Origin of the sequence: Aeribacillus sp. FSL K6-8210, from assembly GCF_037963925.1 — a bacterium.
GTDB lineage: Bacteria > Bacillota > Bacilli > Bacillales > Aeribacillaceae > Aeribacillus > Aeribacillus composti.
The window spans coordinates 2,721,438-2,747,323 of the sequence record NZ_CP150172.1; the positions used below are offsets into that span (position 1 = coordinate 2,721,438).

At 38.1% G+C, this 25,886-nt stretch carries 25 protein-coding genes, 1 tRNA gene and 1 pseudogene; 6 read left to right on the plus strand and 21 right to left on the minus strand.

From position 1 onward, the window contains the following. Positions 1-42: 42 nt before the first annotated feature. The 8 genes from pstA to NSQ41_RS13215 all read right to left on the minus strand — a co-directional run bounded on the left by pstA (position 43) and on the right by NSQ41_RS13215 (position 7,816). A complete protein-coding gene (gene pstA, locus NSQ41_RS13180; protein WP_063388078.1) occupies positions 43-921 on the minus strand; it encodes a phosphate ABC transporter permease PstA in 879 nt (292 codons plus the stop codon). A gap of 1 nt (position 922) precedes the next feature. After that, on the minus strand, positions 923-1,864 hold the full coding sequence (gene pstC / locus NSQ41_RS13185) for a phosphate ABC transporter permease subunit PstC (protein WP_063388077.1): 942 nt from the start codon (positions 1,862-1,864) through the stop codon (positions 923-925). 73 nt (positions 1,865-1,937) lie between these two features. Further along, positions 1,938-2,924 carry a PstS family phosphate ABC transporter substrate-binding protein gene (locus tag NSQ41_RS13190; protein WP_117016748.1) on the minus strand — a complete coding sequence of 329 codons (987 nt, stop codon included), beginning with the start codon at positions 2,922-2,924 and terminating at the stop codon, positions 1,938-1,940. 161 nt (positions 2,925-3,085) lie between these two features. Further along, entirely contained in the window at positions 3,086-4,366 is a 1,281-nt protein-coding gene (locus NSQ41_RS13195) for an MFS transporter (RefSeq protein WP_339210113.1), read from the minus strand. A gap of 402 nt (positions 4,367-4,768) precedes the next feature. Continuing rightward, a complete protein-coding gene (sodA, locus tag NSQ41_RS13200; RefSeq protein ID WP_063388074.1) occupies positions 4,769-5,377 on the minus strand; it encodes a superoxide dismutase SodA in 609 nt (202 codons plus the stop codon). 138 nt (positions 5,378-5,515) lie between these two features. Then, a tRNA-Ile gene (locus tag NSQ41_RS13205) sits at positions 5,516-5,589 on the minus strand. Between the two features lie 56 nt (positions 5,590-5,645). Further along, the gene (locus NSQ41_RS13210; protein ID WP_063388073.1) at positions 5,646-6,128 is read right to left on the minus strand and encodes a DUF456 domain-containing protein; all 483 of its coding nucleotides are present in this window, start codon (positions 6,126-6,128) and stop codon (positions 5,646-5,648) included. Between the two features lie 56 nt (positions 6,129-6,184). Continuing rightward, positions 6,185-7,816 (minus strand): Na/Pi cotransporter family protein, encoded by a 1,632-nt coding sequence (locus tag NSQ41_RS13215; protein WP_339210114.1) that lies wholly within the window; start codon positions 7,814-7,816, stop codon positions 6,185-6,187. Positions 7,817-8,178: 362 nt separating this feature from the next. On the opposite strand from NSQ41_RS13215, the gene NSQ41_RS13220 reads away from it, so the two are divergent. Beyond that, positions 8,179-8,961, plus strand: coding sequence for a DUF1189 domain-containing protein (locus NSQ41_RS13220; RefSeq protein ID WP_144596783.1), 783 nt, complete (start codon positions 8,179-8,181; stop codon positions 8,959-8,961). Between the two features lie 50 nt (positions 8,962-9,011). Here the strand turns inward: NSQ41_RS13220 and NSQ41_RS13225 are convergent, their stop codons facing one another. Both NSQ41_RS13225 and NSQ41_RS13230 read right to left on the minus strand, forming a co-directional pair. Next, positions 9,012-10,709: a methyl-accepting chemotaxis protein gene (locus NSQ41_RS13225; protein ID WP_339210115.1), complete on the minus strand. Its 1,698-nt coding sequence runs from the start codon at positions 10,707-10,709 to the stop codon at positions 9,012-9,014. A 77-nt stretch (positions 10,710-10,786) separates the two neighbouring features. Next, entirely contained in the window at positions 10,787-12,001 is a 1,215-nt protein-coding gene (locus NSQ41_RS13230; protein ID WP_339210118.1) for an MFS transporter, read from the minus strand. A 494-nt stretch (positions 12,002-12,495) separates the two neighbouring features. Between NSQ41_RS13230 and NSQ41_RS13235 the strand changes: the two genes are divergently transcribed. Then, complete coding sequence (locus tag NSQ41_RS13235; RefSeq protein WP_063388069.1) at positions 12,496-12,798, plus strand: hypothetical protein; 303 nt, start codon at positions 12,496-12,498, stop codon at positions 12,796-12,798. A gap of 95 nt (positions 12,799-12,893) precedes the next feature. After that, positions 12,894-14,000, plus strand: a complete 1,107-nt coding sequence (gene ispG / locus NSQ41_RS13240) for a flavodoxin-dependent (E)-4-hydroxy-3-methylbut-2-enyl-diphosphate synthase (protein ID WP_094246222.1) — start codon at positions 12,894-12,896, stop codon at positions 13,998-14,000. 35 nt (positions 14,001-14,035) lie between these two features. On the opposite strand, the gene NSQ41_RS13245 is transcribed toward ispG, so the two are convergent. The 5 genes from NSQ41_RS13245 to NSQ41_RS13265 form a co-directional block, all read right to left on the minus strand. After that, positions 14,036-14,422: a hypothetical protein gene (locus tag NSQ41_RS13245; RefSeq protein WP_063388067.1), complete on the minus strand. Its 387-nt coding sequence runs from the start codon at positions 14,420-14,422 to the stop codon at positions 14,036-14,038. Positions 14,423-14,663: 241 nt separating this feature from the next. Then, entirely contained in the window at positions 14,664-15,086 is a 423-nt protein-coding gene (locus tag NSQ41_RS13250) for a Fur family transcriptional regulator (RefSeq protein ID WP_339210120.1), read from the minus strand. After that, the gene (locus tag NSQ41_RS13255) at positions 15,083-15,922 is read right to left on the minus strand and encodes a metal ABC transporter permease (protein ID WP_063388065.1); all 840 of its coding nucleotides are present in this window, start codon (positions 15,920-15,922) and stop codon (positions 15,083-15,085) included. The genes NSQ41_RS13250 and NSQ41_RS13255 overlap by 4 nt, the downstream gene beginning before the upstream one ends. A 15-nt stretch (positions 15,923-15,937) precedes the next feature. Further along, positions 15,938-16,696, minus strand: a complete 759-nt coding sequence (locus NSQ41_RS13260; protein WP_066247563.1) for a metal ABC transporter ATP-binding protein — start codon at positions 16,694-16,696, stop codon at positions 15,938-15,940. A gap of 114 nt (positions 16,697-16,810) precedes the next feature. Next, positions 16,811-17,692 (minus strand): YitT family protein, encoded by an 882-nt coding sequence (locus tag NSQ41_RS13265; protein WP_063388063.1) that lies wholly within the window; start codon positions 17,690-17,692, stop codon positions 16,811-16,813. A 147-nt stretch (positions 17,693-17,839) separates the two neighbouring features. Between NSQ41_RS13265 and NSQ41_RS13270 the strand changes: the two genes are divergently transcribed. Continuing rightward, the gene (locus NSQ41_RS13270; RefSeq protein ID WP_063388062.1) at positions 17,840-18,106 is read left to right on the plus strand and encodes a DUF2624 domain-containing protein; all 267 of its coding nucleotides are present in this window, start codon (positions 17,840-17,842) and stop codon (positions 18,104-18,106) included. A gap of 38 nt (positions 18,107-18,144) precedes the next feature. On the opposite strand, the gene NSQ41_RS13275 is transcribed toward NSQ41_RS13270, so the two are convergent. Both NSQ41_RS13275 and NSQ41_RS13280 read right to left on the minus strand, forming a co-directional pair. Further along, a complete protein-coding gene (locus NSQ41_RS13275; protein ID WP_066247561.1) occupies positions 18,145-19,038 on the minus strand; it encodes a deoxyribonuclease IV in 894 nt (297 codons plus the stop codon). Positions 19,039-19,061: 23 nt separating this feature from the next. Continuing rightward, positions 19,062-20,363, minus strand: coding sequence for a DEAD/DEAH box helicase (locus tag NSQ41_RS13280; RefSeq protein WP_144596775.1), 1,302 nt, complete (start codon positions 20,361-20,363; stop codon positions 19,062-19,064). Between the two features lie 267 nt (positions 20,364-20,630). Here NSQ41_RS13280 and vrrA point away from each other — a divergent pair. Continuing rightward, positions 20,631-21,002: pseudogene (gene vrrA / locus NSQ41_RS13285) on the plus strand (VrrA/YqfQ family protein); the annotation flags it as partial. 104 nt (positions 21,003-21,106) lie between these two features. Beyond that, positions 21,107-22,054 (plus strand): 4-hydroxy-3-methylbut-2-enyl diphosphate reductase, encoded by a 948-nt coding sequence (locus tag NSQ41_RS13290; RefSeq protein ID WP_130156326.1) that lies wholly within the window; start codon positions 21,107-21,109, stop codon positions 22,052-22,054. 62 nt (positions 22,055-22,116) lie between these two features. Here the strand turns inward: NSQ41_RS13290 and NSQ41_RS13295 are convergent, their stop codons facing one another. The 4 genes from NSQ41_RS13295 to rpoD all read right to left on the minus strand — a co-directional run bounded on the left by NSQ41_RS13295 (position 22,117) and on the right by rpoD (position 25,854). Next, entirely contained in the window at positions 22,117-23,238 is a 1,122-nt protein-coding gene (locus NSQ41_RS13295; RefSeq protein WP_339210124.1) for a Nif3-like dinuclear metal center hexameric protein, read from the minus strand. Next, positions 23,239-23,949, minus strand: coding sequence for a tRNA (adenine(22)-N(1))-methyltransferase TrmK (locus tag NSQ41_RS13300; RefSeq protein WP_327873393.1), 711 nt, complete (start codon positions 23,947-23,949; stop codon positions 23,239-23,241). An 89-nt stretch (positions 23,950-24,038) separates the two neighbouring features. Continuing rightward, positions 24,039-24,404 carry a cytochrome c550 gene (cccA, locus tag NSQ41_RS13305; RefSeq protein WP_063388055.1) on the minus strand — a complete coding sequence of 122 codons (366 nt, stop codon included), beginning with the start codon at positions 24,402-24,404 and terminating at the stop codon, positions 24,039-24,041. A gap of 322 nt (positions 24,405-24,726) precedes the next feature. Further along, entirely contained in the window at positions 24,727-25,854 is a 1,128-nt protein-coding gene (gene rpoD / locus NSQ41_RS13310; RefSeq protein ID WP_063388054.1) for an RNA polymerase sigma factor RpoD, read from the minus strand. Positions 25,855-25,886: the final 32 nt, after the last annotated feature.

Genomic DNA, 25,886 nt, shown 5'->3' on the forward strand with positions numbered 1-25,886 from the left:
TGCCAAAATAAAAACCTCCTTCATCCTTTTAGGAAAACCCATTTAATAACGCTTTTGAAATTTGTTTCGAATCAACACCGCAACCGAATTCATTACTATTAAGAAAATAAACAACACAATGATTCCGGCAGCTGCTACATTTTGAAATTCTGCTTGAGGTCGCGACGCCCAATTGTAAATTTGAATCGGCATAACCGTATAGGAGCTTAATAAATTCTCTGGTAAATAGTTAACAAATACAAATGCACCCGCCACAAGAAGAGGGGCTGTTTCTCCAATAGCTCGTGAAAAAGCTAAAATGCTTCCGGTAAGAATTCCAGGAATTGCAGCTGGAAGAACAATTCGATAAATTGTTTGCCATTTCGTTGCTCCCATTCCATAAGAAGCTTCACGTAACTCTTTCGGAACCGAACGGATCGCTTCTTGTGCCGCCACGACAATAACTGGCAATATTAATAAACTCATCGTTAAACCGCCTGCCAAAATGCTTCTGCCTAAATCCATTCCCCGAACAAATACTGTAAGCCCCAACAAACCAAAAACAATAGATGGGACACCCGCCAAATTCGAAATATTCGCCTGAATAAAATTTGTAAGTTTATTTTTTTTCGCATATTCCTCTAAATAGATAGCTGTTCCTACACCAAGCAGGAGGGAAATTGGAATGACCACTCCCATAACCCAAATTGAGCCGACCAGGGCTGCTTTTATTCCTGATGCAGAAGCTCTTCTTGAGGCAAAATTTTGGAAAAACTCCGGTGTTACATAACTAATTCCTTGAGTGAATATTCGGTATAACAGAATAGCAAGGACTACTAAAGCGAAGATGGTAGATACAAAAAACAGTGTTTGAAAAAAACGATTTTTCATGGCTCTTTTGCCCATCATTTTTCGAACAACCGTTTGATCAATGTACTTCATGTTAATATTCCTCCCTGAATCGGCGCGAGATAAATTGAGCTAATAAATTCATCAGCATTGTAAAGACAAAAAGCGTGGCCCCGACAGCATAAATGCTGTAATAGATTGTTGTTCCGTATCCCGCATCGCCCGTGCTGACTTGAACGATATAAGCCGTCATCGTTTGAATAGATTCAGTTGGATCAAACGTTAATTTTGGAGTGGCTCCTCCAGCCAATGTGACAATCATTGTTTCGCCAATCGCACGGGAAATTCCTAGTACGAACGAGGCAACGACTCCCGATGTGGCAGCAGGAAGTACTACTTTTAAAGCCACCTCAAATTTTGTCGCACCTAAAGCAAGTGCGCCTTCTCGAATGGAATTCGGAACAGAGCTCATCGCATCTTCTGAAAGGGAAGCAATCATCGGAATAATCATAATTCCAACAACAATGCCCGGGCTTAATGCATTGAAAAAGCCAATATCAGGGATCAATTTTTGCAAGAGAGGAGTAACAAACGTCAGAGCAAAAAAACCATATACAATAGTTGGAATTCCTGCCAAAACCTCTAAAATCGGTTTGATAATCCTTCTTGTCCGATCTGACGCATACTCACTCAAAAAAATAGCAGATGCAAGACCGACTGGAAGCGCAACAATCATGGCAATAACCGTTACTAAAAGCGTGCCAGAAACAAGAGCCATGATTCCATATGAGGCATCATCTTTTAAAAACGGATACCATTCTTTTTCAGTGATAAATTCAAAAAAAGAAACTCGTGAAAAAAACATGATTGTTTCTGTAGCAAGAGTAGCAATGATTCCGATAGTTGTTAAGATGGAAATAGCTGCTGCAACAAATAAAACGGCTGGGACCATTTTTTCCATAAAATCGCGCGTGGATTTTTTTGTTTTTTTCTCTTTGATCATTTCCCGAACCGATTTTCCTGCAGATAAAGCCATCATGAAAACCCCTTTCATGCCCATAGGAAGATGAGAAGCAAGGATGCTTCTCATCCAACCAGTCTATTTATTTTTATTTTAAACCTTCAAGCGTTTTTAACTGTTCATCATATTGCTCTTGCGGAAGTTTTACATAGCCAACTTCCTCTGCCAATTGCCCAGCGTTTTCCAAGGCAAACTTCACGTATTCATACACTTGCGGCTTTTCTTTTAATGATTTGTTGTTCACATAAAAGAATAGCGGACGGGAAAGCGGTTCATAAGTTCCTTTTTCAATCGTTTCATTTGTCGGCTCGACTGCTTCCCCTTTAGAGTTTACAATCGGTACAACTTTCAACTGGTCTTTATTTTCTAAATAGTATGCATAGCCGAAATAACCTATTGCATTTTTATCGTTAGCGACTCCTTTTACAAGTACGTTATCGTCTTCGGACAATGTCGCATCTTTTACAATCGGCTCACCGCCTAAAACAACTTCATCAAAATAATCATACGTACCGGAATCTGTACCAGGCGAGAAGTATTTAATTTTTTCATCCGGCCACTCAGGGTTGATGTCAGACCATTTTTTCGGCTCGCCTTTCCAAATTTTTGCTAAATCTTCGATCGTAAGTTTATCGACCCAGTCATTTTCTTTGTTTACAACAACGGATAAACCGTCAAAAGCAATTTTGAATTCTGTATATTCAATACCATTTTCTTCAGCAACTTTTTTCTCTTCGTCTTTAATTGGGCGAGATGCGTTAGAAATATCAGTTTCACCAGCTGTAAATTTTTCAAAGCCTCCGCCTGTTCCTGAAATTCCAATTGGAGCTTTTACATCAGGATGTTCTGCAGCAAATTCTTCAGAAACAGCTTCCATTATCGGACCAACAGTTGATGATCCATCAATAGCGATTTCACCTTCTAATTTTTGCTCGCTTGATCCGCTTTCTGAAGATGATTGCTGTCCGGAGTTTGAACCATTTGTGTTTGCATCATCCGAATTACCGCAGGCTGCTGTAAAAGCTAATACAGAACTGATCATAATGGATGACGCCAAAAATTTAAAATTTTTCATTCGGTTACTTCCCCCTATTATTTCGTGATCTCATCTTACGTATATAAGATTAACTTTCAAGTATTAAACAAGTTTTAATAGAATGTAAAGCTTTTGTAAAGCTTGTTTTTTGTGTGTATAAAGAACAGCTGATGCTGCGTAAACGGCATTCCGCATTTATTTTATCCCTTCTCTCCATCCGCTAGATTTGGCCTGTGTATGCGCTTTTCTTGTTTTAACGGGCGGTTGCTTTCTTTCAGCCTAATTTGTTTAACAAACAGATATATGAACGCATGGCCTGAACCTATTAAGAGCAATAAAAAAGGAATGGTTTTTGTTTCATTTGTCAAAGCAACTGTAAAAATAAAAAAGAGGATCGATAGGATTCTTCCTGCATTTAAAAAAATTTCTCGAACAACAATATATTCGATCCTTGCTTGCGCAATATTCCACCCTTTTCCAATCACATCATACGTGATCGAAGAGTACGGAACAAGCAAAATTGGATAGGCAATTCCGATTGCAATAGCATATATTAACAATCTTTCATAGGAAATTTGAAATAAAATGAGAAACAAGGAAAAGTATAGCATAAGCCCGCCGGCTAGAATAGCTTTTTTCCTCATTTTTTTCGTGATCCACCGAGAAGCCACAATATAAGTGAAAAAGGCTACGAAAGAATTTAGAAAACTAAATGTACCTAAAGCCATCTCACTTTTGGTCACGATGTATACAAACACATTAATGAAAAATGTAAATGTTCCTTCACGCAATCCTTGAAACAAATGAGCGTTTGTAATTAATCTCCAATTTTTGTTTCTTTTTCTTTCTTGAATGATTTTCAATAAAATGTAATCTCCGTGAGCTTTTCTAGACGTAAAAAAGAAGCTCAACATGACAGCAACAGTAAATAACATTAACGAAACTGCAAAAATCACTTTATACCCAATAGTATTTGTAAGTCTTGAAATAATCAGACCGGCTAACATCGGTCCAATCATCCCTGAAAGGGAAGTTAATATCCCAAGAAAGCCATTAAAAAAGTCCCGTGTTTCCGGTTCAGTAATTTCAAATGTCAACACATTAAAGGCTAGCCAATAAAAACCGTAGCCGATGCCAATGATTGCACCTAACAAATACATGTAGTTGACAGCTTGATCTTTTAAAACTAAAACGGTTAGAAAAAATGCGGCTAAAAATGACACTCCTAGGCGAAGTACAACGACTCGATCAATTTTTTTGGATACTTTCCCAGCAATAATGAAAGCAAGCGGCTGAAAAATGACAATAAATAAATTGTATAATCCTAAATCAATCAATTCCCCTGACTGTTTCCATAAATAAACATTTACGAACGTATTCGAAAGTGCAATGCTTAATGAATAAAAACCGCCGATCATCAACAGCAGCATGAAATCATGGTCTGTTTTTCTTGATCCAATCCATTTTTTGACGTTTATCATATAAAACTCCCCTTTACTTGCTACTACTATTTTTCCTAGCTAAAGGGGAGTTATGTATAAAGAAAGGTGTTTTCGTTACCTTTCAGTGATCAGACTCAAAAAAAATGCACAGAAACCGCTGAAACGCGAATTATGTCAGTCATTTCCAAAAAATAGTAGAGTAGAAAACTGATTTCAAGGGGCTGTCCAGAAAGTCAAATCCGTTTGTGTCGTCCCATAGGTTGACCAGTTTGGATCTCTGTGTTGATTTCAAGGTCTAGTTTCTCCACCAGTTGCCTGTCAGCTACCGAGCGTCCTGCCATTTACTTGGGTTGGACTTACACCAACTAGCAGATAACAGCTTAGCTGGGCGCGCCAAATAAAAAAGGCTGAGATTCGAATATCTCAGCCTCTTGTAACAGTTTATTTTGCAGCGCTGTAGCGTTTTGCCACTTCGTCCCAATTCACAACATTCCAAAACGCTGCAATATATTCAGGACGACGGTTTTGGTATTTTAAGTAATAAGCATGCTCCCAAACATCAAGGCCTAAAATTGGAGTTTTCCCTTCCATAAGAGGATTGTCTTGGTTTGGAGTGCTTGTAATTTCAAGCTCGCCGTTGTTTACAACCAACCATGCCCAGCCGGAGCCAAAACGACCAGCAGCAGCTTTAGCAAATTCTTCTTTAAAAGCTTCAAAACTTCCAAATTTTTTGTTAATTGCTTCTGCTAATTCTCCAGTTGGCTCGCCGCCTCCATTCGGTGAGAGGATGGTCCAGAACAAGCTGTGATTTGCATGCCCTCCGCCATTATTTCGAACAGCTGTACGAACAGATTCAGGAACAGCGTCTAAATTAGAGATTAAGTCTTCTACACTTTTAGATAAAAGTTCAGTTTGACCTTCCAAAGCAGCGTTCAAGTTCGTCACATATGTGTTATGATGTTTTGTGTGGTGAATCGTCATTGTTTCTTTGTCAATATGAGGTTCCAATGCATCATAGTCGTATGGCAATTTAGGTAATTCATAAGCCATAATGAATCTCCTCCTTAATGATTAATATGTACTAAATGCTTTCTTCCTTGAAGCTTTCATATTCAGATTACCAAACTTATTAAAATGATGCAATTAATGTGCAATTAAAAAAGCGGTTACATTATTCGACTAATTTTATGGACCCTGCAGGATTCGAACCTGCGACCGGACGGTTATGAGCCGTCTGCTCTAACCAGCTGAGCTAAGGGTCCTTTTTCAAACACATAAGTAAATTATCACTAAATAGCTATTGAAGTCAATGGCTAATTTAGAATATTGTATAAAGAAAATGAATGATCATCAACAGCTGAATCAGCCCTTTTGCTACTGTGCTCGCCAACAACCCCAATAAAGAACCGACTCCAACCTTTACAGCCTCGCTAAATGTTTTGCGGTGTACGAGAAGCTCTGCCGCAACAGCCCCTAAAAAAGGTCCTAAAATAATGCCAACAAACGGGATGATAAATGGCCCGGCAATTAAACCAATCGTACTTCCCCATCCGGCTGCTTTACTTCCACCAAACCGTTTAACTCCTACCATATTTGCCAAATAATCCGATAGGAATAAAAGAATGATGAACATACTTTCAACAACCCAAAATGAAATGGTTAACTGGCTGAAGCTAAAACAAATCCCATAGATAAAAAAGGCTGCTACAATCAATAACGCTGATGGTAAAATGGGGAAAAGCAGCCCGACAAAAGATAAGATAAAAAGAGCAATGATCAAAATCCAAATGATTACATCCATTTGCTTATCCTCCTAGAAATTAGAAATCAATGAACAATTTAATTCACTTGAAACGATTATTGACGGTATCCTAAAACAGCTTCCGCAATATTCACCGAGTGGTCGCCAATTCGTTCTAAGTTGCTGATAATATCTACATATACTATTCCGCCTTGTCCGGTACAAATCCCTTCATTAATGCGGATAATATGTTTTTTGCGTAAAGTGCGTTCCATTCTATCGATTTTTTCTTCAGATCTCAATACTTTTTTTGCTAATACAACATCGTTATCATCTAAAGCGTCGATCGCATCCTTCACATTTTGCAAGGTAATTTCAAACATTTCCAATAAATCTTCCAATGCCTGCTCAGTAATGGTGACTTTATTATTATTTTTATAATCAATAAGCTCCACTATATTTTCAAAATGGTCGCCGATTCGTTCAATATCTCGAACAGTATCCATTAAAATGGAATGTCGGCGTGAATCATTTTGCGACATATCTTTTCCAGAAATCAATACGAGATAATCTGTTATTTTCCTATCTAAATTATTGATCGCCTCTTCAAGCTGCATCGCCATTTGTGCGTGCTTCTGCTGATTTGTCATCAAAAATTGTCTCGTTTCCTCTAACCCTAATGATGCATATTGACCCATCCGAATCACTTCTTCCTTCGCTTGCCCTAAAGCAATGGTTGGTGACTGTTCAATAAAAATTGGATCCAAATGCTTCGCTTTATACTCTATCGCTAAATCTTCACCAGGTATAACTTTTGTGACAAGCAGTGCAAGTGCACCGATGAACGGCGCTTGAACGATCGTATTGACAACATTAAATATTCCATGAGCAAAGGCAATGGTCATTTCAGGATTTAAATACAAATGGGCTTGCAATGATTCGATAAAATATTTGAAAATTGGTAAAATAATTAGAAAAATTGCCGTTCCGATTAAATTAAACATTACATGCGTCAAAGCAGCCCGTTTGGCAGCAATCGATGCTCCAATTGATGCCAAAACTGCTGTGATGGTTGTTCCGATATTATCACCGAATAATAAAGGCAGCGCAGCGTTGAGATCAATTAACCCTTGTGAAAACATCATTTGCAAAATCCCAATCGTCGCACTTGAACTTTGAACGATGATTGTAAAAACGGTTCCAATTACAACGCCAAGCAGCGGATTTGCACTTATGCTGACAGTCAAGTCATGAAAAATTTCTAATGATCTTAACGGCTTCATGCCGTCTCCCATCAATTCAAGCCCAAAAAACAAAGCGCCAAATCCAAAGATCACCTGCCCGATGCTGTTTATTTTTTTGTTTTTAGAAAAAAATAAAAGAACAGAACCTATAAATAAAATTGGCAAGGCATACGCTTCGATATCGAATCCGATAATAAATGCCGTAACAGTCGTTCCGATATTTGCTCCCATGATCACGCCTATTGCTTGCTTTAAGCTCATGAAGCCGGCAGAAACGAGACCAACCGTTAAAACAGTTGTACCGCTGCTTGATTGAATTAACATTGTCACAAACATCCCAGCAAAAATACCCATAATAGGGTTTGTCGTAAACTTATCCAAAATATCTCGTAATTTATCTCCGGAGAATTTTTGCATACCTTCTCCCATACTTTTAATCGCAAATAAAAAAATTCCAATCCCGCCAAGAAATTCAAATAATATTTTTTGAACATCTACATCCACTCGTTTCACCTCCTTATTTTTCCAAATATATTAACGGTTAAATCATTTTTGAAAAAGAAACGTTTACATTTCCCATTACCAAATTCCTTCAAATCCAATTTTTTTATTTTGCAATCGGTGCAGGCTCCTGCAGCTTCTGTCTATAATAATGGACGAAACCGATATGCCCCGCAAATAAAATTAATTTTTAACATGTTCCTCCCACACATGTTACTTTTATATTTTAAATTTAACAAAAAAATTTTACATTTTGTTCACAATTGTTATTCTTATTGCCGAATCGCCTATATAACTTATTTTCATTATTTTTGTTTCATTGGTACAATCAAATAGAAATGTTATAAAAGGAAGTGTTTCGATCAATGAATTTATTTGTCCTCCTTTTTAAAAGCATATACTCTCCAAAAACAATCGCTCTTACTAGATTTCAAAAAATCGGCAAACCCATTCTTTATGGATTTTTATTAGCCTTTCTTGCCGCCCTGCCCAATTGCATATATTTAAACTTAGCTATTGTAAATGCTATAAACGGGCTTGACCAAACGATAAATGAAAAAATCCCTGAATTCACCATTCATAACGGAACTTTAAAATCCGAGGAAAATGCGGTTGTGAAAGCAAAGCATGATCAATATACAATTATTTTTGACCCAAAAGGAACTTTCACAAGGGATGACTTGAAATGGCAGGAAAACGTCATCGGCATCTTATCGAATGAATTTGTTTTCGTTTCCAATGGCACAATGCAGCAGCTCGAGTATAACTTTTTTCAGGAAACAGAGATAACAAAAGAGGATTTGACAGCTGCCATCAAACAGCTGTCTGAAGTTGCTCCGATTATCATTCCCGTGATATCTGTCACACTATTTGCGATGTCAGCCACTTCTAAATTTGTGGAAATTACGTTTTTAGCTATTGTCGGGCTGTTGTTTAAAAAGAGGATGGGAAAAAGATTAAATTTTAAACAGCTTTGGACTATTTCAGCCTACAGCGTCACGCTTGCAACCGTGTTTTTTGCCATTATGAACTTTTTTCTCATCGATATATCCTTTGCTCTTTATATAAACTGGTTTGTACATATAACTGTTTTATATCTTGTATTAAAAGAAATCCCGAGCCCGAAACAACCAATAAAAGCTGCATAAAAAACCCCTTAAGGCAGAATTTCCAACTCTGCCTTAAGGGGTTATTAACACTATGATTTAAACTGAAATTTGTTTGTAGTGGACTTTAGAGATTTGGACAGTTCCATTAAAGTTAGTCCAATAGCATGGGTTTCGCGAATTTGTTCCATCTGTACTTTTGCGACAGATTGCATTTGCTCTGCACTGGCGAACGTTTCTTGAGAGACTGATAAAAAATTTTCAGCAGATTGCTCCATTTTAGGGAGCCAATCATCTAAAGTATGTAAGCTGTGTCTTGTTTCAGACAATATTTCATTCACTTTTCCAATCTCATCTACTAGTTGATCAAATGAAAGCCGCGATTTACCTGCAACTTCTAAATGGTTTTGCACAAGCTCCAAAATTAGCTTAAACTGCTGATAAGCGCTCTGAGAAATATCATGCATCATTTTTACAGACTGTGCAATGTCTTCCGTCGCTTTGGATGACTGTTCAGCCAATTTTCGGACTTCCTCAGCAACGATAGCAAATCCTTTGCCTTCTTCTCCAGCTCTTGCTGCTTCAATTGTTGCATTTAATGACAATAGCTTTGTTTTCTCAGATATTGCATATATCATTTCCACAACCTTTTCAATCGCCGTCGAATGATCTCGAACACTTTGGATCGTTTTAGACATAGTTTTGCACTCTTTTTCAAAGCGATTTAACGATTCGATCATCTGTCTCATGTTTTGTTCTCCCGTGTTGGCTGATCGGTTCATGCCTTGTGCGCTTGAGAAAAGGCGCTCTATTCTCTCCAGCACAGTTTGAACTGTATTTTTCATGGAATGAAATACTTTTGCGCTTTCTTCAGAGCTTGAAGCTGTTTGCTGCGCACCGTTTTTCACCATTTCAATCGCTTCAACAAGATTCGTATGTAATGTTAATACGTCATCAGAAGAGTGTTTAAGCTTCCGGCCTGTCGAAAACAAATTTTCTGTTGTGGTATTAATCCTTTGAATCATCATCCCCAAATAGCCTGCCAATTGCTTAAAGCTTTTGATGAGCGAAAGGATTTCTGGAAGATTTGTATTTATGTTTAAATCAAGCTGAATATCTCCTTCACGCATTTTTCTCATTTTTTCCCTCAAAATCGTCAACGGTTTTGTCATACTTCTGACAGCTAAAAACAATATTCCCATCATAAAAAGGACGCTGATTATTCCAATCCAGATTGTATTGTAAGCTAGTTCATGCACAGGCTTTATAAAACTTTCTGTCGGAACGGCAAGCAAAAAAATTCCTTTCAATTCCTGCATTTCTTTAAAGGCCAACGTATAATCTTGTCCATTGAAAGATTTATGAATAATTCCACTATTTTTTTTCGTTATTTCCTTTACAATTGCAGTTGGGATTTGAGTTTTTGTTTTAACGCTAACCGAAAATGGTGTGGCCTTTTCATTTCGAACGAAAAAAAAGTCAGCATTTAAACCGTCCTGAATCAGCTGGGAGGATTGCCTTTGAACGACTTCTTTATCAAATCTTTCGAAAAAATCATCAGAGCTATTTACATAAGCATACAGAAGATTGCTGGCAGCAATCTCTGTCATATATACTTCCCTTTTTAATCGATCCTCTATCAAATTAAAAGTTGTTTCACTTGCTTTTTGGTAAGCAGTATAACCGACAACAGTTATCGAACTAATAAGAAGTATGAGCGCAAACAAAATCAATCTTACAGATAGAGGTATTCGCTCTCCTATCGACATGTTCTTTCTCTTCTTTTTCACTATTATGATTTCCCCCTTTATAAGCTTAACAGCATTATGACAAAAGATTATTAAGGGAATTTAAAGTTTTTTTATTTTTATTGTAAATTCCTCCACATTTTGCTACATACTATTTTCCAATTATTTTTAAATACGTATAGGAGTAAACATTGAACGAGCGACAACATAAAAAATAAAAGCTTAAACAACAACTGTTCATTGCCAATCCACAAGCTAAAAACAACCGGTCCGAGCGCAACCCCTAAAAAGCGCGCCATCCCGTATAAGCTAACTACAATCCCTCTTTCTGCATCATCAACACTTGATATAATCAACGAATTAATAACCGGCAGCACAAAACCTAAGCCGCCAAATGAAATAGTGATAAAAAACAAAAATAGCGAAAACTGTTGAAAAATCAAAAAACTGAAAAATGATAAAAACGTCATGAACATCCCTACCAATAAAAAAAGAAAACGGTTTTTTACATAGTCCAATCGCTTTCCTGTCCAATAAGACGATATAGATAATGCGCCTAACGGAAAAGAGTATACAAATCCTTTAAAGAATCCATCGATATGATATAACTCTTCAATTAAATAGGCTAAGTAATACAGCAGCCCAAAAAGCAAAAACATACTTGTACCGCCATACAGGTAAAGAGATAACAATCGCACTTTTTGCACCTTTAACACATCAGCTATTCTTTGCACATATTCGTGAAGCGATATTTTTTCCTCGCCTGATGGAGAAGTCTTTATAAAAAAAAGAATGAAAAAAAGCAAGAGAGTTCCAATAATAGGGAAAAGAATGAATGGAAAATACCATGTTACAAGGGCTAACAAAGCTCCTAAAATGGGAGCGGCTACTTTTGCAGTTCCGTTGAACACTTCTAAAACGGCAAGAGCTCGATCCCGTTTTTCGGCCGTAAACATGTCTCCTGCTAATGACATGGCTAGAGACGATATTCCTCCTGTGCCAAGCCCTTGCACCAAACGTCCAGCTAACAATGTCCAAAAAGCAATAGATTTGTTGACAAAACCGCTGAAAAAACAGATAGCCCCCCCTATGATCAGCAATAAAAGCGACCATAAAATAAATGTTTTTCGGCCGTAACGGTCGGAAAGGAAACCTACGATTGGGATGATGATCGCTGCAGGTATATTAAATATGCTTAAAATAAAGCTCGTCTGTGCAGCTGTAATTTCAAGCGCTTGTCCAAACTCCGGCAATATCGGGATCAGCATCGAATTTCCTAGCACCATCATAAACGGAAGCATCCCTAATAACATAATTATGATATGCTCTCTCATATTTATCTCCCTTCGTTTACTCGAATTTCGAATTGATGCATGAATTCATTGTTGACAGCAGGGAATGCGTTAAACCGAAGAATATTTTGGACGTTTTCAAAATGCTCTTCGATCGTAAAGCAGCCCCTTCTACCCTTTAGGTTTAACTGAGCTTCCCTCTCGCATTAATTCAGGCACTGGCTGCAGCTTGAACATATTTTCGGAAAGAATAGCTGGAAAGGATCTGAATTCATAAATTTGAGCCCGCATTGCCTGAAAGCTTTAATCTGTATAAATTTTCCATTTGAGAAGGAAGAAAGATCGAAAAAAGCAGCGAACTCGCTTTGCAACAGCTTCAGCAGCTTGTCTCAAGCGAGAAAAGAGATGTTGATTTCTCCCCAGGTCCTCCGAACTTGCTAACTTTTCACTTGTGTATGCCAGCAAAGACATAATTGGTATGTTTGTACATAAAAAAACATATATGTTAATAAAGAACAAAACGGGGGAACATAGAGATGAAACGTTTATTTTCCGCTTTACTAGTTATCTTTTTCAGTTTTGTTATTTATTATGATTTAAAAAACGGTACATTACCTGTATCTTCCATACAAAATGAACAGCATGCTGAAGAACAATTTATGGAGGTAAAAGTGAAGGAAGGAGATACGGTTCTTTCCATTGTTGAAAAAATACACAATAAGCCTGTTCCAGCAAGCATTGAAGAGATTATTAAAGATTTTGGGGAATTAAATTCAAATGAAGATGTGTACAGTATACAAGCAGGAAAAACATACAAATTCCCCTTATATAACAATTAGTTAAAGTTTTTAATTCTTGTCATTGCTTGGCTATGATTGGTACAATATCATAGGATGGCAAATGTTCCATCAAACGTATTTATATTTAAGGAGCGATAAACGTGGGCGAAATCACACATCGTACGAAAACACGTCCAGTCAAAGTAGGCAACATCCAAATTGGCGGAAATAATGAAGTAGTCATTCAAAGCATGACCACAACGAAAACGCATGATGTTGAAGCCACAGTAAAAGAAATTCACAGACTGGAAGAAGCAGGTTGTCAAATCGTTCGTGTTGCTTGTCCTGATGAACGGGCTGCAAATGCAATTCCAGAAATCAAAAAACGCATTAACATTCCTCTAGTTGTCGATATACATTTCGATTACCGGCTCGCTTTAAAAGCGATTGAAGGCGGAGCAGATAAAATACGGATTAACCCGGGGAACATCGGGCGAAGGGAAAAAGTAGAAGCCGTTGTGAAGGCTGCGAAAGAAAGAAACATTCCAATCAGAATTGGAGTAAACGCCGGTTCACTTGAAAAAAGGATTTTAGAAAAGTACGGCTATCCTACTGCTGACGGAATGGTTGAAAGTGCATTGCATCACATAAAAATTTTAGAGGATCTTGATTTTCACGATATTATCGTTTCTTTAAAAGCGTCTGATGTACGGCTTTCAATCGAAGCATATGAAAAAGCTGCAAAGGCGTTTGATTATCCTCTCCATTTAGGGATTACCGAATCTGGCACTTTGTTTGCGGGGACAATCAAAAGCGCTGCCGGCCTTGGAGCCATTTTAAGCAAAGGCATCGGCAATACTTTGCGTATATCATTAAGCGCTGATCCCGTCGAAGAGGTGAAGGTTGCCCGGGAATTGCTGAAATCATTCGGCCTGGCTGCCAATGCAGCAACACTTATTTCATGCCCTACATGCGGAAGAATTGAAATAGATCTCATTAAAATCGCGAATGAAGTCGAAGAATATATTTCAAAAATTCGTGCGCCAATCAAAGTAGCTGTTTTAGGATGCGCAGTAAACGGTCCAGGCGAAGCGAGAGAAGCCGATATTGGAATTGCTGGTGCACGAGGCGAAGGATTGCTTTTTAGAAAAGGAAAAATTGTTCGGAAAGTTCCGGAAGAAACAATGGTCGAAGAATTAAAAAAAGAAGTGGATTTAATCGCTGAAGAATATTTCAAAAAACAAGAAAAGGAAAAAGTTTAAAGCTTGGAGCAGATGCCCCAAGCTTTTTGTTTTTGTTAAAAAAACGGTAATACGAAAATTCCAAGCAGCAAGGAAACGATACCTATTCCGATCGCCCATGCTCCCAGATTTTCCGCACCGCGCCGACGGGCGATAAACCCTATAATGATACCCGATGCTCCTAATAAAACGGGCAAAACAAATAAAGAAATAATCGATAGTGCCAGCGCCAGCCATCCTAAATTGCGGCCGCCAGCTTCATCGGCGTCATTATTATAATTATATGTTTCATTTGTATTTCTAGATTCAACTGCTCCAGCTTCTGCTGCGGTTTCTTCTAGATAATCTCGGTTTTCATTATTCCGGTTTTCAAAATTTCGGTTTTCCTGAATGGCATTTATTTCAGTTGATTTGCCGGCATGTGGGAAATTTTTGTTTGCCATTGCCATATCCCTCGCTTTCAAAAGATAGGAGCATTTATAGTATAAGCAAATCAATTCCCATTATTATGGAAATGTTTTCAAATAGGATCTAATGTTGGATCAGAGGACGGGAAGCAATATGTTGATCCTTTATTTTTTTACTATTTGTGAAATTTTATTCTTTTTTTAAGAAATGACAAAACTCGAGTTCATCCCTTCTTATCACGAATTCCCATAAAAAAACAAACCTTGTGATCAAATTTCACAAGGTTCGTTCATGGCAATTCGGGCATAACCCATAAATTTCAAATTTATGTCCATTAATTTTATATCCGTCCAAATACTCCTCTATCGTATTCATTGGGCATGATTCGATCTCTTTCGTTTTTCCGCATTCCATACAAATAAAATGGTGGTGATGATGTCCTAAGTCACAATGAAAGCGAAAGTGCTTTTCACCTGAAAGCTCTGTCGTTTCCAATATACCCAACTCTGCAAACAATGATAAATTCCGATAAATCGTATCAAAACTTAAACCGGGATAGCGCTTATTCATTTTTTCCAAAACATCTTTAGCTGTCAAATATTTATCAGAATCGGCAATTAGTTGAAGCATTTCTTTCCTTTTGGATGTATATTTATATCCCTTTTCTTTTAAATATTGTAAAGCTTGTTCGACATTCATATTTTGCCCCTCCTAGCTTTTGACAAAATAATGGAAAAAATCAAAGCCAATACCTCTAAAATGACAATTGTTCCTCCCGGAGCAATATCTAAATAATAAGATAATACTAAACCGATTAAAACGGAAGCTTCTCCTATTATAACGGAAAGAAAAATTGTCTTTTTAAAACCGGTTGCTATTCTAATACTTGCAGCAACAGGAAGGGTCATAAGCGAGGAAACTAACAAAATTCCAACAACTCTCATGGAAACGCTTATCACTAGGGCAACTGTTAAAATAAACAAAAGATGCAAGCCTTTTGCCGGCAGCCCTAAAGCAGATGCATATTCTTCATCAAACGACAGTAAAAACAATTCTTTATAAAACAATACGATCAATAAAATAACCAATGCTGCAACACCAGTAATAATATATAAATCCGTCCTGGAAACCGCACTAACACTTCCAAATAAGTAATTAAAAAGATCTGTATTAAACCCATCTGCTAAAGAGATAAATACAACGCTAAAACCGATCCCAGCCGACATGATTATCGGAATGGCCAATTCCGCATAAAATTTATAAAAAGCTCGCAGCTTTTCAATCACAAGTGAGCCTAAAACAGAAAAACCCATTCCTACATAAATTGGATTCAATGAAGAAAAGAAGGATATTTTTGAAGATAAAAAAAGACCGCCCGCAATTCCAGCCAAGGTCACATGACTCAGTGCATCTGCAATTAGTGATAATCGTCTGACCACCACAAAAACACCTAAAAGAGGTGCGATAAAACCGATTAAAATACCTGAAAGAAATGCATTTTGCAAAAACTCAAATTGTAAAATACTGCTAAACATCTTCATTTCCTCCATCTACTCATGATCATGCGTTATTAACTGAACTGGATGCCCGTACAATGAGGTCAATTCCGTTTCTTTCAGGCGTTCAAATTCGTCTTTATTTCCATGGAAATAAAGTTGTTTGTTCAAGCAAGCAACATGCGTAACTTTATCTGTAATAGCTCCAATATCATGGGTAACAAGTATTAATGTGATTTCCAATTCTTTATTCAAATGATGCAAAAGCTGATAAAAATGATTGACTGTCTGACTATCTACACCTACAGTTGGTTCATCTAAAATCAATAATTTAGGTTCACTGACAAGTGCGCGAGCAATAAATACCCTTTGCTGCTGTCCTCCTGAAAGCTCACCGATATTTTGGTGAACTGCCTTTTCCATTCCAACTGCCCGGATCGCTTCCATTACCTTTTCCCGATCAGCTTTTTTCATTTTTTTAAACAAACCGAGTTTGGGAGTCAAGCCGCTCGCTACTACTTCAAAAACAGTAGCTGGGAACGAAGAGTTAAAGCTGTTTGCCTTTTGAGAAACGTAGCCAATTTTATGCCAATCGTTAAATTGATGAATATCTTCACCAAATAAATGAATCGTCCCTTTCTGAGGCTTTAAAAGCCCAAGCAGACATTTCAATAATGTCGATTTTCCGGAGCCGTTCGGCCCAACTAAACCTAAAAATGCTCCTTTTTCAATGGAAATATTGATATTTTCGAGCACATATTTTCTCTCATATTGAAAAAAAAGGTTCTTTACTTCTACTATTTTTTCCCCCATGCTTCTCACCTATTTAATTAGGAATCATTACGATTTATTTTTATCATTAAAGTATACAGGAGAAGAGCACATTTGTAAAGAAAAATGTGTTCTCCCTCTACTTCAATGTGTTGATTAATGGATGGCAGATTTAAATTTTCCGCCCTTCGTTTCTTGTGTATTCATAATGGTAATAAACGCGTTCGGGTCAATCTCATGTACAATCGATTTTAATTTTGCCACTTCAAGCCTTGTAACAACTGCATAAATGACGTCTTTTTCCGTATCCGTGTATCCGCCTTTTCCCTTTAATTTTGTCGTTCCGCGTCCTAAGCGTGACAATATAGCATCAGACACTTCATCGTAATGATCAGATATAATGATGGCGGCCTTTGTTTCATCAAGACCTTGAACAACCGCATCAATTGTTTTAAAGGCAATATAATATGTAAAGATGGAATACATGGCTTGTTCTATCCCGAAGACAAACGCAGCGCTTCCAAAAATGAAAATATTCAAAAACATCACGATTTCACCAACGGAAAAGGGAATTTTTTTCGTTAAAAGAATTCCTAAAATTTCTGTCCCGTCCAGAGATCCTCCGTGTCGGATGACAAGTCCCACTCCTGCACCGAGCAAAAAACCACCAAATACAGTGGCTAGCAAAGGCTCTGTAGTAAAGGCCTCAAAATCATGGGCCAGCCTTTCCGCAATGGCCAAACAAATGATGCCAAATATGGACGAAAACATAAATGTCTTCCCAATCTGCTTATAACCGGAATACATAAAAGGAAGGTTTAACACAATAACTAATGTAGCGAAATTGATGATTTTAATATGATTCGAAAATATGTGGTCTAAAATAAGCGAAATGCCGATGATACCGCCATCAATCATATGATTTGGGACTAAAAACAGCTCGATGCTTACGGCTGCCAGAACAGCTCCGATCACAATCATTAACAATCGATAAATGATGTGTCTTAAGCTTTCTTTTTTATGATGTTTTTTACTCATCTCGTCCTCCTAGTTTTTTTTTTAATCATATTGTATTATAAAAATTTTGCTGAGACGATATTTATGTCATTTTCTCCACCCATTTTTTTTAAAAAAAGGCAACTATCTTCCCCTCTGTTCATACGAATAAGAGGGGAGGCGAGATCTTTGATTTTATTTGAAAAAATTATTCAACAAAAAATTAACAGTTTAAAACCTGAAGAACTTGTGTCATATGCAAAGCAATATGATATATCCATTTCGATTAACGAAGCAAAACAGCTGCTTCAACTCGTACAGGGAAAAAAAATCAACGTGTTTCATGAAGAAGAAAGAATTGCTTTGTTAAAACAAATTGCCAAAATCACTTCGCCGGAAACAGCCAAAAAAGCAAATCAATTATTTTTGCAATTCTTCAATGGCAATTGGAAATAAAAAAGGCAAGTTCCCTAAAAAAGGGAGCTTGTTCTTTTTTATTGATTCGCTATTTTTTCCAAAACATTTTCATCAAACGTCTTATTCTTCAGCATGTCAATTTCAAATTTATAAGGCGGCTTTTTATTTTTTTTGTCGTCACCGACATACGGAGTTTCTAAAATTTTTGGCAAGTCTTTTAATTGCGGATGGTGGACGATATAATTGATTGCTTTAAATCCTATGTGGCCGAATCCGATATTTTCATGACGGTCTTTTTGGGCCCCGCGCGGATTTTTGCTGTCGTTTATATGAACAACTTTTAAACGGTCGATGCCGATGATTTTATCAAATTGATTTAAAACCCCATCAAAATCATTGACAATATCATAACCGGCATCATGAGTATGGCAAGTGTCGAAACAAACGGACAAATGTTCATTGTAGGTAACACCATCAATGATCATCGCAAGCTCCTCAAACGTTCTTCCGCATTCTGAACCTTTGCCGGCCATCGTTTCAAGGGCGATTTGCACTTTTTGCCCCCTCTCCAGCACTTCATTTAAACCTTCAATAATTTTTTTGATTCCGGCTTCTGCACCGGCTCCAACGTGAGCTCCCGGATGGAGCACGATTTGTTTTGCACCGATTGCTTCCGTGCGTTCAATTTCCGATTTTAAAAAATCAACGCCAAGCTGGAAGGTCGCTAAATTTGTTGTATTGCCAATGTTAATAATATATGGTGCGTGAACGACAATTTCTTCGATGCCATGCTCTTTCATATGCGCCAAACCTGCTTCGATATTTAAATCTTCAATTTTTTTTCTTCTCGTGTTTTGCGGGGCTCCTGTATAAATCATAAACGTATTAGCGCCGTATGAAACTGCCTCTTCACTTGCCGCAAGCAACATTTTCTTGCCGCTCATCGATACATGCGAGCCAATTTTTAACATGTTTTTCCTCTCCTTACAACCTTTTATTTATTTTTTCTTGCTTGCTTTTTCTTTAGCTTTTCAATTTGTTCTTTCATCTTTTTTTTGTATCCTGGTTTTACCGATTTTGGCTTTTTGATGATTCCGATAATCGCGTTTGTTTCCATTGGTTGTTTTTTTCTTTTTTGTCTGCGATTTCGGTCATCGAGCGCTTTCCATATTCCGTTTTCAATATCTCGATTTTCAAAGATTATCCCCATTTTTTCAAGCTTTTGCAGCATTTGTTCGTTATCGTCTTCATAGATTGTATAGGCAAATCCTGAAAAGCCAGCCCGAGCCGTTCTTCCGGTTCGGTGAATATAAAAATCTAAATCAGTCGGCAGCTCGGCATTGATTACATGGGAAACACCTTCAATATCAATTCCTCTTGCAGCTAAATCAGTTGCTACTACAACTTGATAGGCAAGATCCTTTATTTGACGCATTTCTTTTTTCCGTTCACGCGGGGTAAGACCGCCGTGGATTTGCCCAACCTTTAATCCCTTTTCGGCAAGACCGTATGCCACATCTTGGGCATTCGCTTTTGTATTCACAAAAATTAACGCTAAATAAGGGTTTAAGGAAACTACCATATTGTATAAAAGATCTATTTTGTTTCGATGCCGCAGCGGAACAAGAACATGCGTGATGTTTTTGGCATGTACTTGTTTTGGAGATACATGAACATACTCAGGATTTTCCATATATTTTTTTAAAAAAGGCTTTAATTTTTCAGGAATGGTGGCAGAAAACACAAGCATTTGCAGTTCTTTTTTCATGCGGCTAGCTATTTGGTCGACCTCATAAATAAAGCCTAAATCAAGCATTAAATCGGCTTCATCCACAACTATGCTTTTGGTCGAATATAAATCTAGCGCCCCTTCCTTGACAAGATCAAGAATTCTGCCAGGTGTTCCGATCACAAGATGGGGCTGAGTTTTTAGCTTTTCGATCGCCCGCATTTTATCTGTACCGCCAATAAAAAGTTTTGCATGTAATTCTTTTTCCGGCGGGGCGAATTTTATGATTTTTAACGCTTCTTCGTAAATTTGAGTCGCGAGCTCTCTCGTCGGTGCTAAAACAACAACTTGAACACGCTTTTCCTCTCCGCAAATACTGTTGATTAACGGTAGCAAATAAGCATGTGTTTTGCCTGTACCTGTTTGTGATTGGCCGATGGCACTTGCTCCTCTTAATATGATTGGGATCATTTGTGCTTGAATTTCAGTCGGTTCTTTAAAACCTAACGACTGAACGGCATCTATAATAAAATCTTGAAATGGAAAATCTTTAAAGTCAGCTGCCATTGCAAAACAACTCCTTCATAATCAATCAACCCATTTTTTGATTATAAACAATATAATGGAAAAACTCCAATTTTAATAAAACATTTTCCTAAAACGCCGCATAGTTTAATGTAGGTAAAACAGCAAAAGAAAGGGGAAAAGTTTATGCATCCTTATCGAGCTTTTCCTCCCTTCCGGCAGCAGCCATTGATCCGCCCTTTTTTTGGCGGAGGCTACCATCCTTTTTGGGGGCAGCCACCTGTTCAGCAATGGCCGGTTCCGCCTAGGGGAGGATTACAATCGCTTTTTTCGCGTTTTCTTCCATCGAGCACAATGCATGCAGGAAGTATACCGTCAAGCGGTGCTGTTCAAAGTTTAACAAACCCTGCCAATCTTTCAAACATGTTGACGAATGTCCAAAAAGTTCTCGGTGTCGCTCAGCAAGTCACACCGATGGTTCAGCAATACGGTCCTCTGATTCGTAATCTCCCGGCAATGTTCAAAATTTATAGAGAATTGAAAAATGCTGATACAGACAGTAGCGAAGAAGATGATATAAAAGAAAATTCGTCATCTAAAAGATTGAAGGAACAGACAGCCGATGACAGCCCTTCAGATGAAAATACGTCGGGCGAATCAAAACCTAAGCTTTATATTTAATTGTGTTTTGTTTTCTTCCTCCATGTTAGGTATAATGATGTTAGATAGTCAAGCCGCTTGACGGCTTTTTTATTTTCCTTTACTAAATATCAGGAGGAAAAAACATGGAGGTTATTAAAATTTCCCCTCGAGGATACTGCTATGGTGTTGTTGATGCAATGGTGATAGCCAAAAATGCAGCAATGGATAAATCACTGCCTAGACCGATCTATATTTTAGGAATGATCGTTCATAATAAACATGTAACAGATGCCTTTGAAAAAGAAGGGATTATTACGTTAGACGGAAAAAATCGACTTGAGATTTTGAAAAAAGTCGATAAAGGAACCGTTATTTTCACTGCTCACGGCGTTTCGCCAGAAGTGCGCAAAATAGCGAAGGAAAAAGGGCTTGTCACGATCGATGCTACATGCCCTGACGTCACAAAAACTCATGAACTTATTAAGCAAAAAAAAGAAGAAGGGTATGACGTCATTTATATTGGAAAAAAAGGGCATCCGGAACCGGAAGGAGCAGTAGGTGTAGCGCCGGATATCGTTCATTTAGTCGAGACTGTCAACGATGTTGAAGAGCTCGATATTTCCAACGACAAAATCATTGTTACGAACCAAACAACAATGAGCCAATGGGACGTAGCTGATATAATGGAAAAAGTGAAGGAAAAATATCCGCATGTCGAGTTTCATAAAGAAATTTGCCTCGCAACACAAGTTCGCCAGGAAGCTGTGGCCGAACAGGCAAAAGAAGCTGATTTAACCATTGTCGTCGGCGATCCGCGCAGCAACAATTCAAACCGGCTTGCGCAAGTATCTGAAGAGATTGCGGGCACGAAAGCTTATCGCGTGGCGAATGTAAGTGAAATCAAACTGGAATGGCTTAAAGACGTTAAAAAAGTTGCCGTTACAGCCGGTGCATCAACCCCAACGCCGATTGTCAAAGAGGTCATTCGATTTTTGGAGAATTATGATCCAGAAAATCCAGAAACATGGGATTTAACTTCAAATGTCCCTCTTGAAAAAATATTGCCAAAGGTAAAAGTCAAAAAATCATAGACAAAACCTTTTTAATGATTAAAGGGGATCGGTCCACTAAAAAGAACTGATCCCCCTTTTAATTATAGAAACTTGAACGGATCTGTATGGACGCGGGAAGGAATAATTTCTACTTCCAGATTTTCTTCAGCACACAGCTTTGTTAGTTTTTCCGCCACTCCCTCTTTCATCACCTTTTCAATGTTGTGACCTGGATCAACTACATGTAAGCCGAGCATCATAGCATCGTGAGCTGTGTGGTAATATACATCACCAGTTACATAAACATCTGCGCCTCTCATTTTTGCCTGATAAATGTATTTATTTCCGTCTCCGCCTAAAACGGCTACTTTTTTTATAGTTGCCTGTAAATCCCCTACTACTCTTACTTTTTCCACTTCTAAAGCTTTCTTAACATGCTCTGCAAATTCCTTCAATGTCATTTCTTTTTCAAGCTCTCCAATTTTCCCTAATCCAAGCTGTTTCCCTTCGTTTTCTAATGAATAGATGTCATAAGCAACTTCTTCATAAGGATGAGCCTTCAACATCGCTTGAATGACTTTCTTTTGGATTGACTGCGGGAAGATCGTTTCAATTTTGACTTCTTCAACCATTTCAAGCTTTCCAGTATCTCCGATAAAGGGATTTGCATTTTCCAAAGGTAAAAATGTTCCTATTCCTGCCGAGGAAAAAGTGCAATAACTGTAGTTGCCGATAAATCCAGCACCCGCTTTGCCAAGCGCCTCCCGAACGTCCCCCTCATAGTCTTTTGGTACAAATACAGCAAGCTTTTTTAATGGGTCTTGATAAGTTGGGACAAGTATTTTTTGATTCACCAGTTGTAAGCGGTCGGCCAAAAGATCACTCACTCCGCCTGGAGCCACATCCAAATTTGTATGGGCTGCATAAACGGCAATTTCATGCTTGATGCATTTTTCTATAATACGCCCTGCCGGATCATCTGTTCTAATATGCTTTAAAGGATGAAAAATGGGAGGATGATGAGCGATAATTAAATCAACCTTTTGATTGATTGCTTCATCAACGACTTCCTCCAAAACATCCAGAGCGACCATAATTTTTCGGACAGGCTTGTTTAATGTGCCGATTTGCAGCCCGATCTTGTCTCCTTCCAATGCATAATGCTTTGGAGAAAACCGTTCAAATAATTGAATAATATGTTGGCCGTTAGCGATTTTCTTCATTTATTTTATGACCTCCTCAATGATCTCGATCACCTTTTTTATTTCTTCTTTTTTTTGCATAAGCTGTTCATTTCCGTTGGATTGCTCCAGCTGCCGTAGAATGTCCTTCCGATGAGAAAGCTCGTGTTTCCATTTTTTAAAAAAAACGTTGTTCTTTTCTTTTAACAAAAATGGACCCATTAACAAAGCTGCTTCAAATGGCAAATCTTCGTACGGTTTCATTGCATTTCCACGCTTAGCGGACAGCACCTCATATATTTTTCCGCTCTCTTCTAGAATTGTTTCTCCTTCGAGCTCCCAACCATTGTCAATCAGCCATTTTCGAACTTCAATTGCATGAATATTCGGCTGAAGTACAAGCCGTTCAACCTTCCCGAGCTTCTCTTTTCCTTCCTCCAAAATCGTTTTAATAAGCGAGCCGCCCATGCCAGCGATCGTGATGCATGTTGCCTCATCCTTTTGTAATACGGACAATCCGTCCCCTTTCCGAACGGAAATTACATGCTGGAGCCCGTTTTTTTCCACTTGTTTTTTTGCCGCTTGAAAAGGGCCTTCATTGATTTCACCGGCAATCGCTTTCACTGTTTTTTTGGCAAGCACTAAATAACATGGCAAATATGCATGATCTGATCCAATATCTGCTGTCACCTGATTATTCGGAACAAATTCTGCCACAGCCGACAGTCTTTTTGAAAGTTGGACACTGTTCAATTTATTTCACCCTTTATTCCAATTTGGTAAACATGAAAATACGAAAAAAGTCCCCCAAAAGGAAGACTTTTCAACCAATATGTTTTTTATTATTTAATTTTAGAAACCCATTCGGCCATTTCATCAAGCTTTTCTTCAGGTACTAGCCCGCCAGGCATCGCACCGCGGCCGTTTTTAATTGTTTCTTTAATTTCATCAACAGACAATTTGTCGCCAACACCTTTTAATGAAGGACCTGCTCCGCCTTCAAAGTTTTGACCGTGGCAGCTTGCACAGCTTTGCTTGAATATATCCTCCGGCTTTGCATTAGCGACGTCTTCCGTTTTTTGTCCGCCCCCCTCTTTTTCTTCAGCCATCTCTTTCATATTATCCAGTCCGATGAAAGAAAATGCAACCATTAGTCCAATTCCAAACACAATGATTAATGCAAATGGAATAAGCGGATTACGATTCATTTTGTAACCTCCCTTATGTATAACCGTACATTTGCTTTTTTCGCTCAACATGGACGAGCTGAAACTAACCTAAACAATCTCTATTGTACTTGAATTTTCTTTGAAGGAAAAGTCTTTCTATATAAGTTCCTTGTGATGTTCACGAATTAGACAAAAAAACAATTTAAAAAGATCTTATGTTTTTTCAACAAATGTCATTTGCAAAATGAAAGAAGATTCAGTAAAATATAGTACAAATAGTTATTGTTGTTAGCGTTTACATATATTGAAGGGAAGGCAGACGAATAAGTCTGCCCAAGGAAAGAAAAAGACATTTTTATTTTTATTCCAAAAAGTCTTTCAGCCGCTTGCTTCGGCTTGGATGGCGCAATTTTCGCAGAGCCTTCGCTTCAATTTGCCGAATGCGTTCTCGAGTGACACCGAAAACTTTTCCTACTTCTTCCAGAGTCCGAGTTCTTCCATCGTCCAGTCCAAAACGAAGGCGCAGAACGTTTTCTTCCCTGTCTGTAAGGGTATCGAGAACATCTTCAAGCTGCTCCTTTAATAATTCATATGCAGCATGCTCTGATGGAGAAGTAGCCTCTTGGTCTTCAATAAAATCACCTAAGTGCGAATCGTCTTCTTCGCCAATCGGCGTTTCTAATGATACAGGTTCTTGGGCAATTTTTAAGATTTCTCTAACTTTTTCAGGAGTCAAATCCATATCTTCAGCGATCTCTTCTGGTGTCGGTTCACGACCCAAATCTTGAAGCAATTGACGTTGGACTCGAATTAACTTATTGATTGTCTCAACCATATGGACAGGGATGCGGATCGTTCTCGCCTGATCTGCAATTGCCCGTGTAATTGCCTGGCGAATCCACCATGTTGCATATGTGCTGAATTTGTATCCTTTTCGATAATCAAATTTTTCAACAGCTTTCATCAGCCCCATGTTGCCTTCCTGTATGAGATCGAGGAAGAGCATTCCGCGGCCGACGTAGCGTTTTGCAATGCTGACGACTAGGCGCAGGTTGGCTTCTGCAAGCCTTCTTTTCGCTTCTTCGTCCCCTTGTTCAATACGCTTGGCAAGTTCGATTTCTTCATCAGCCGATAAGAGATCAACCCGGCCGATTTCTTTTAAATACATTCGAACCGGATCATTTATTTTCACACCCGGCGGTACACTAAGATCATTTAGATCAAATTCTTCTTCATCTTCTTTGTCTAAATCCGGCAAATTGGAATCAACATCTTCGTTTTCGCTAATTAATTCGATTCCTTGCTCATTAACGTATTCATAAAACTCATCCATTTGATCTGAATCAATATCGAAATTTGCCATTTTCTCAGCAATTTCTTCATATGTTAATACTCCGCGTTTCTTTCCTAATTGAATAAGCTGATTTTTCACTTCCTCAACAGTTCCATCAGCTTCTAAATCTTTTGAATGGGCTTGTTTTTCAGCCATTGGATCCCCTCCTTCCAGAGTTATACAAGCTT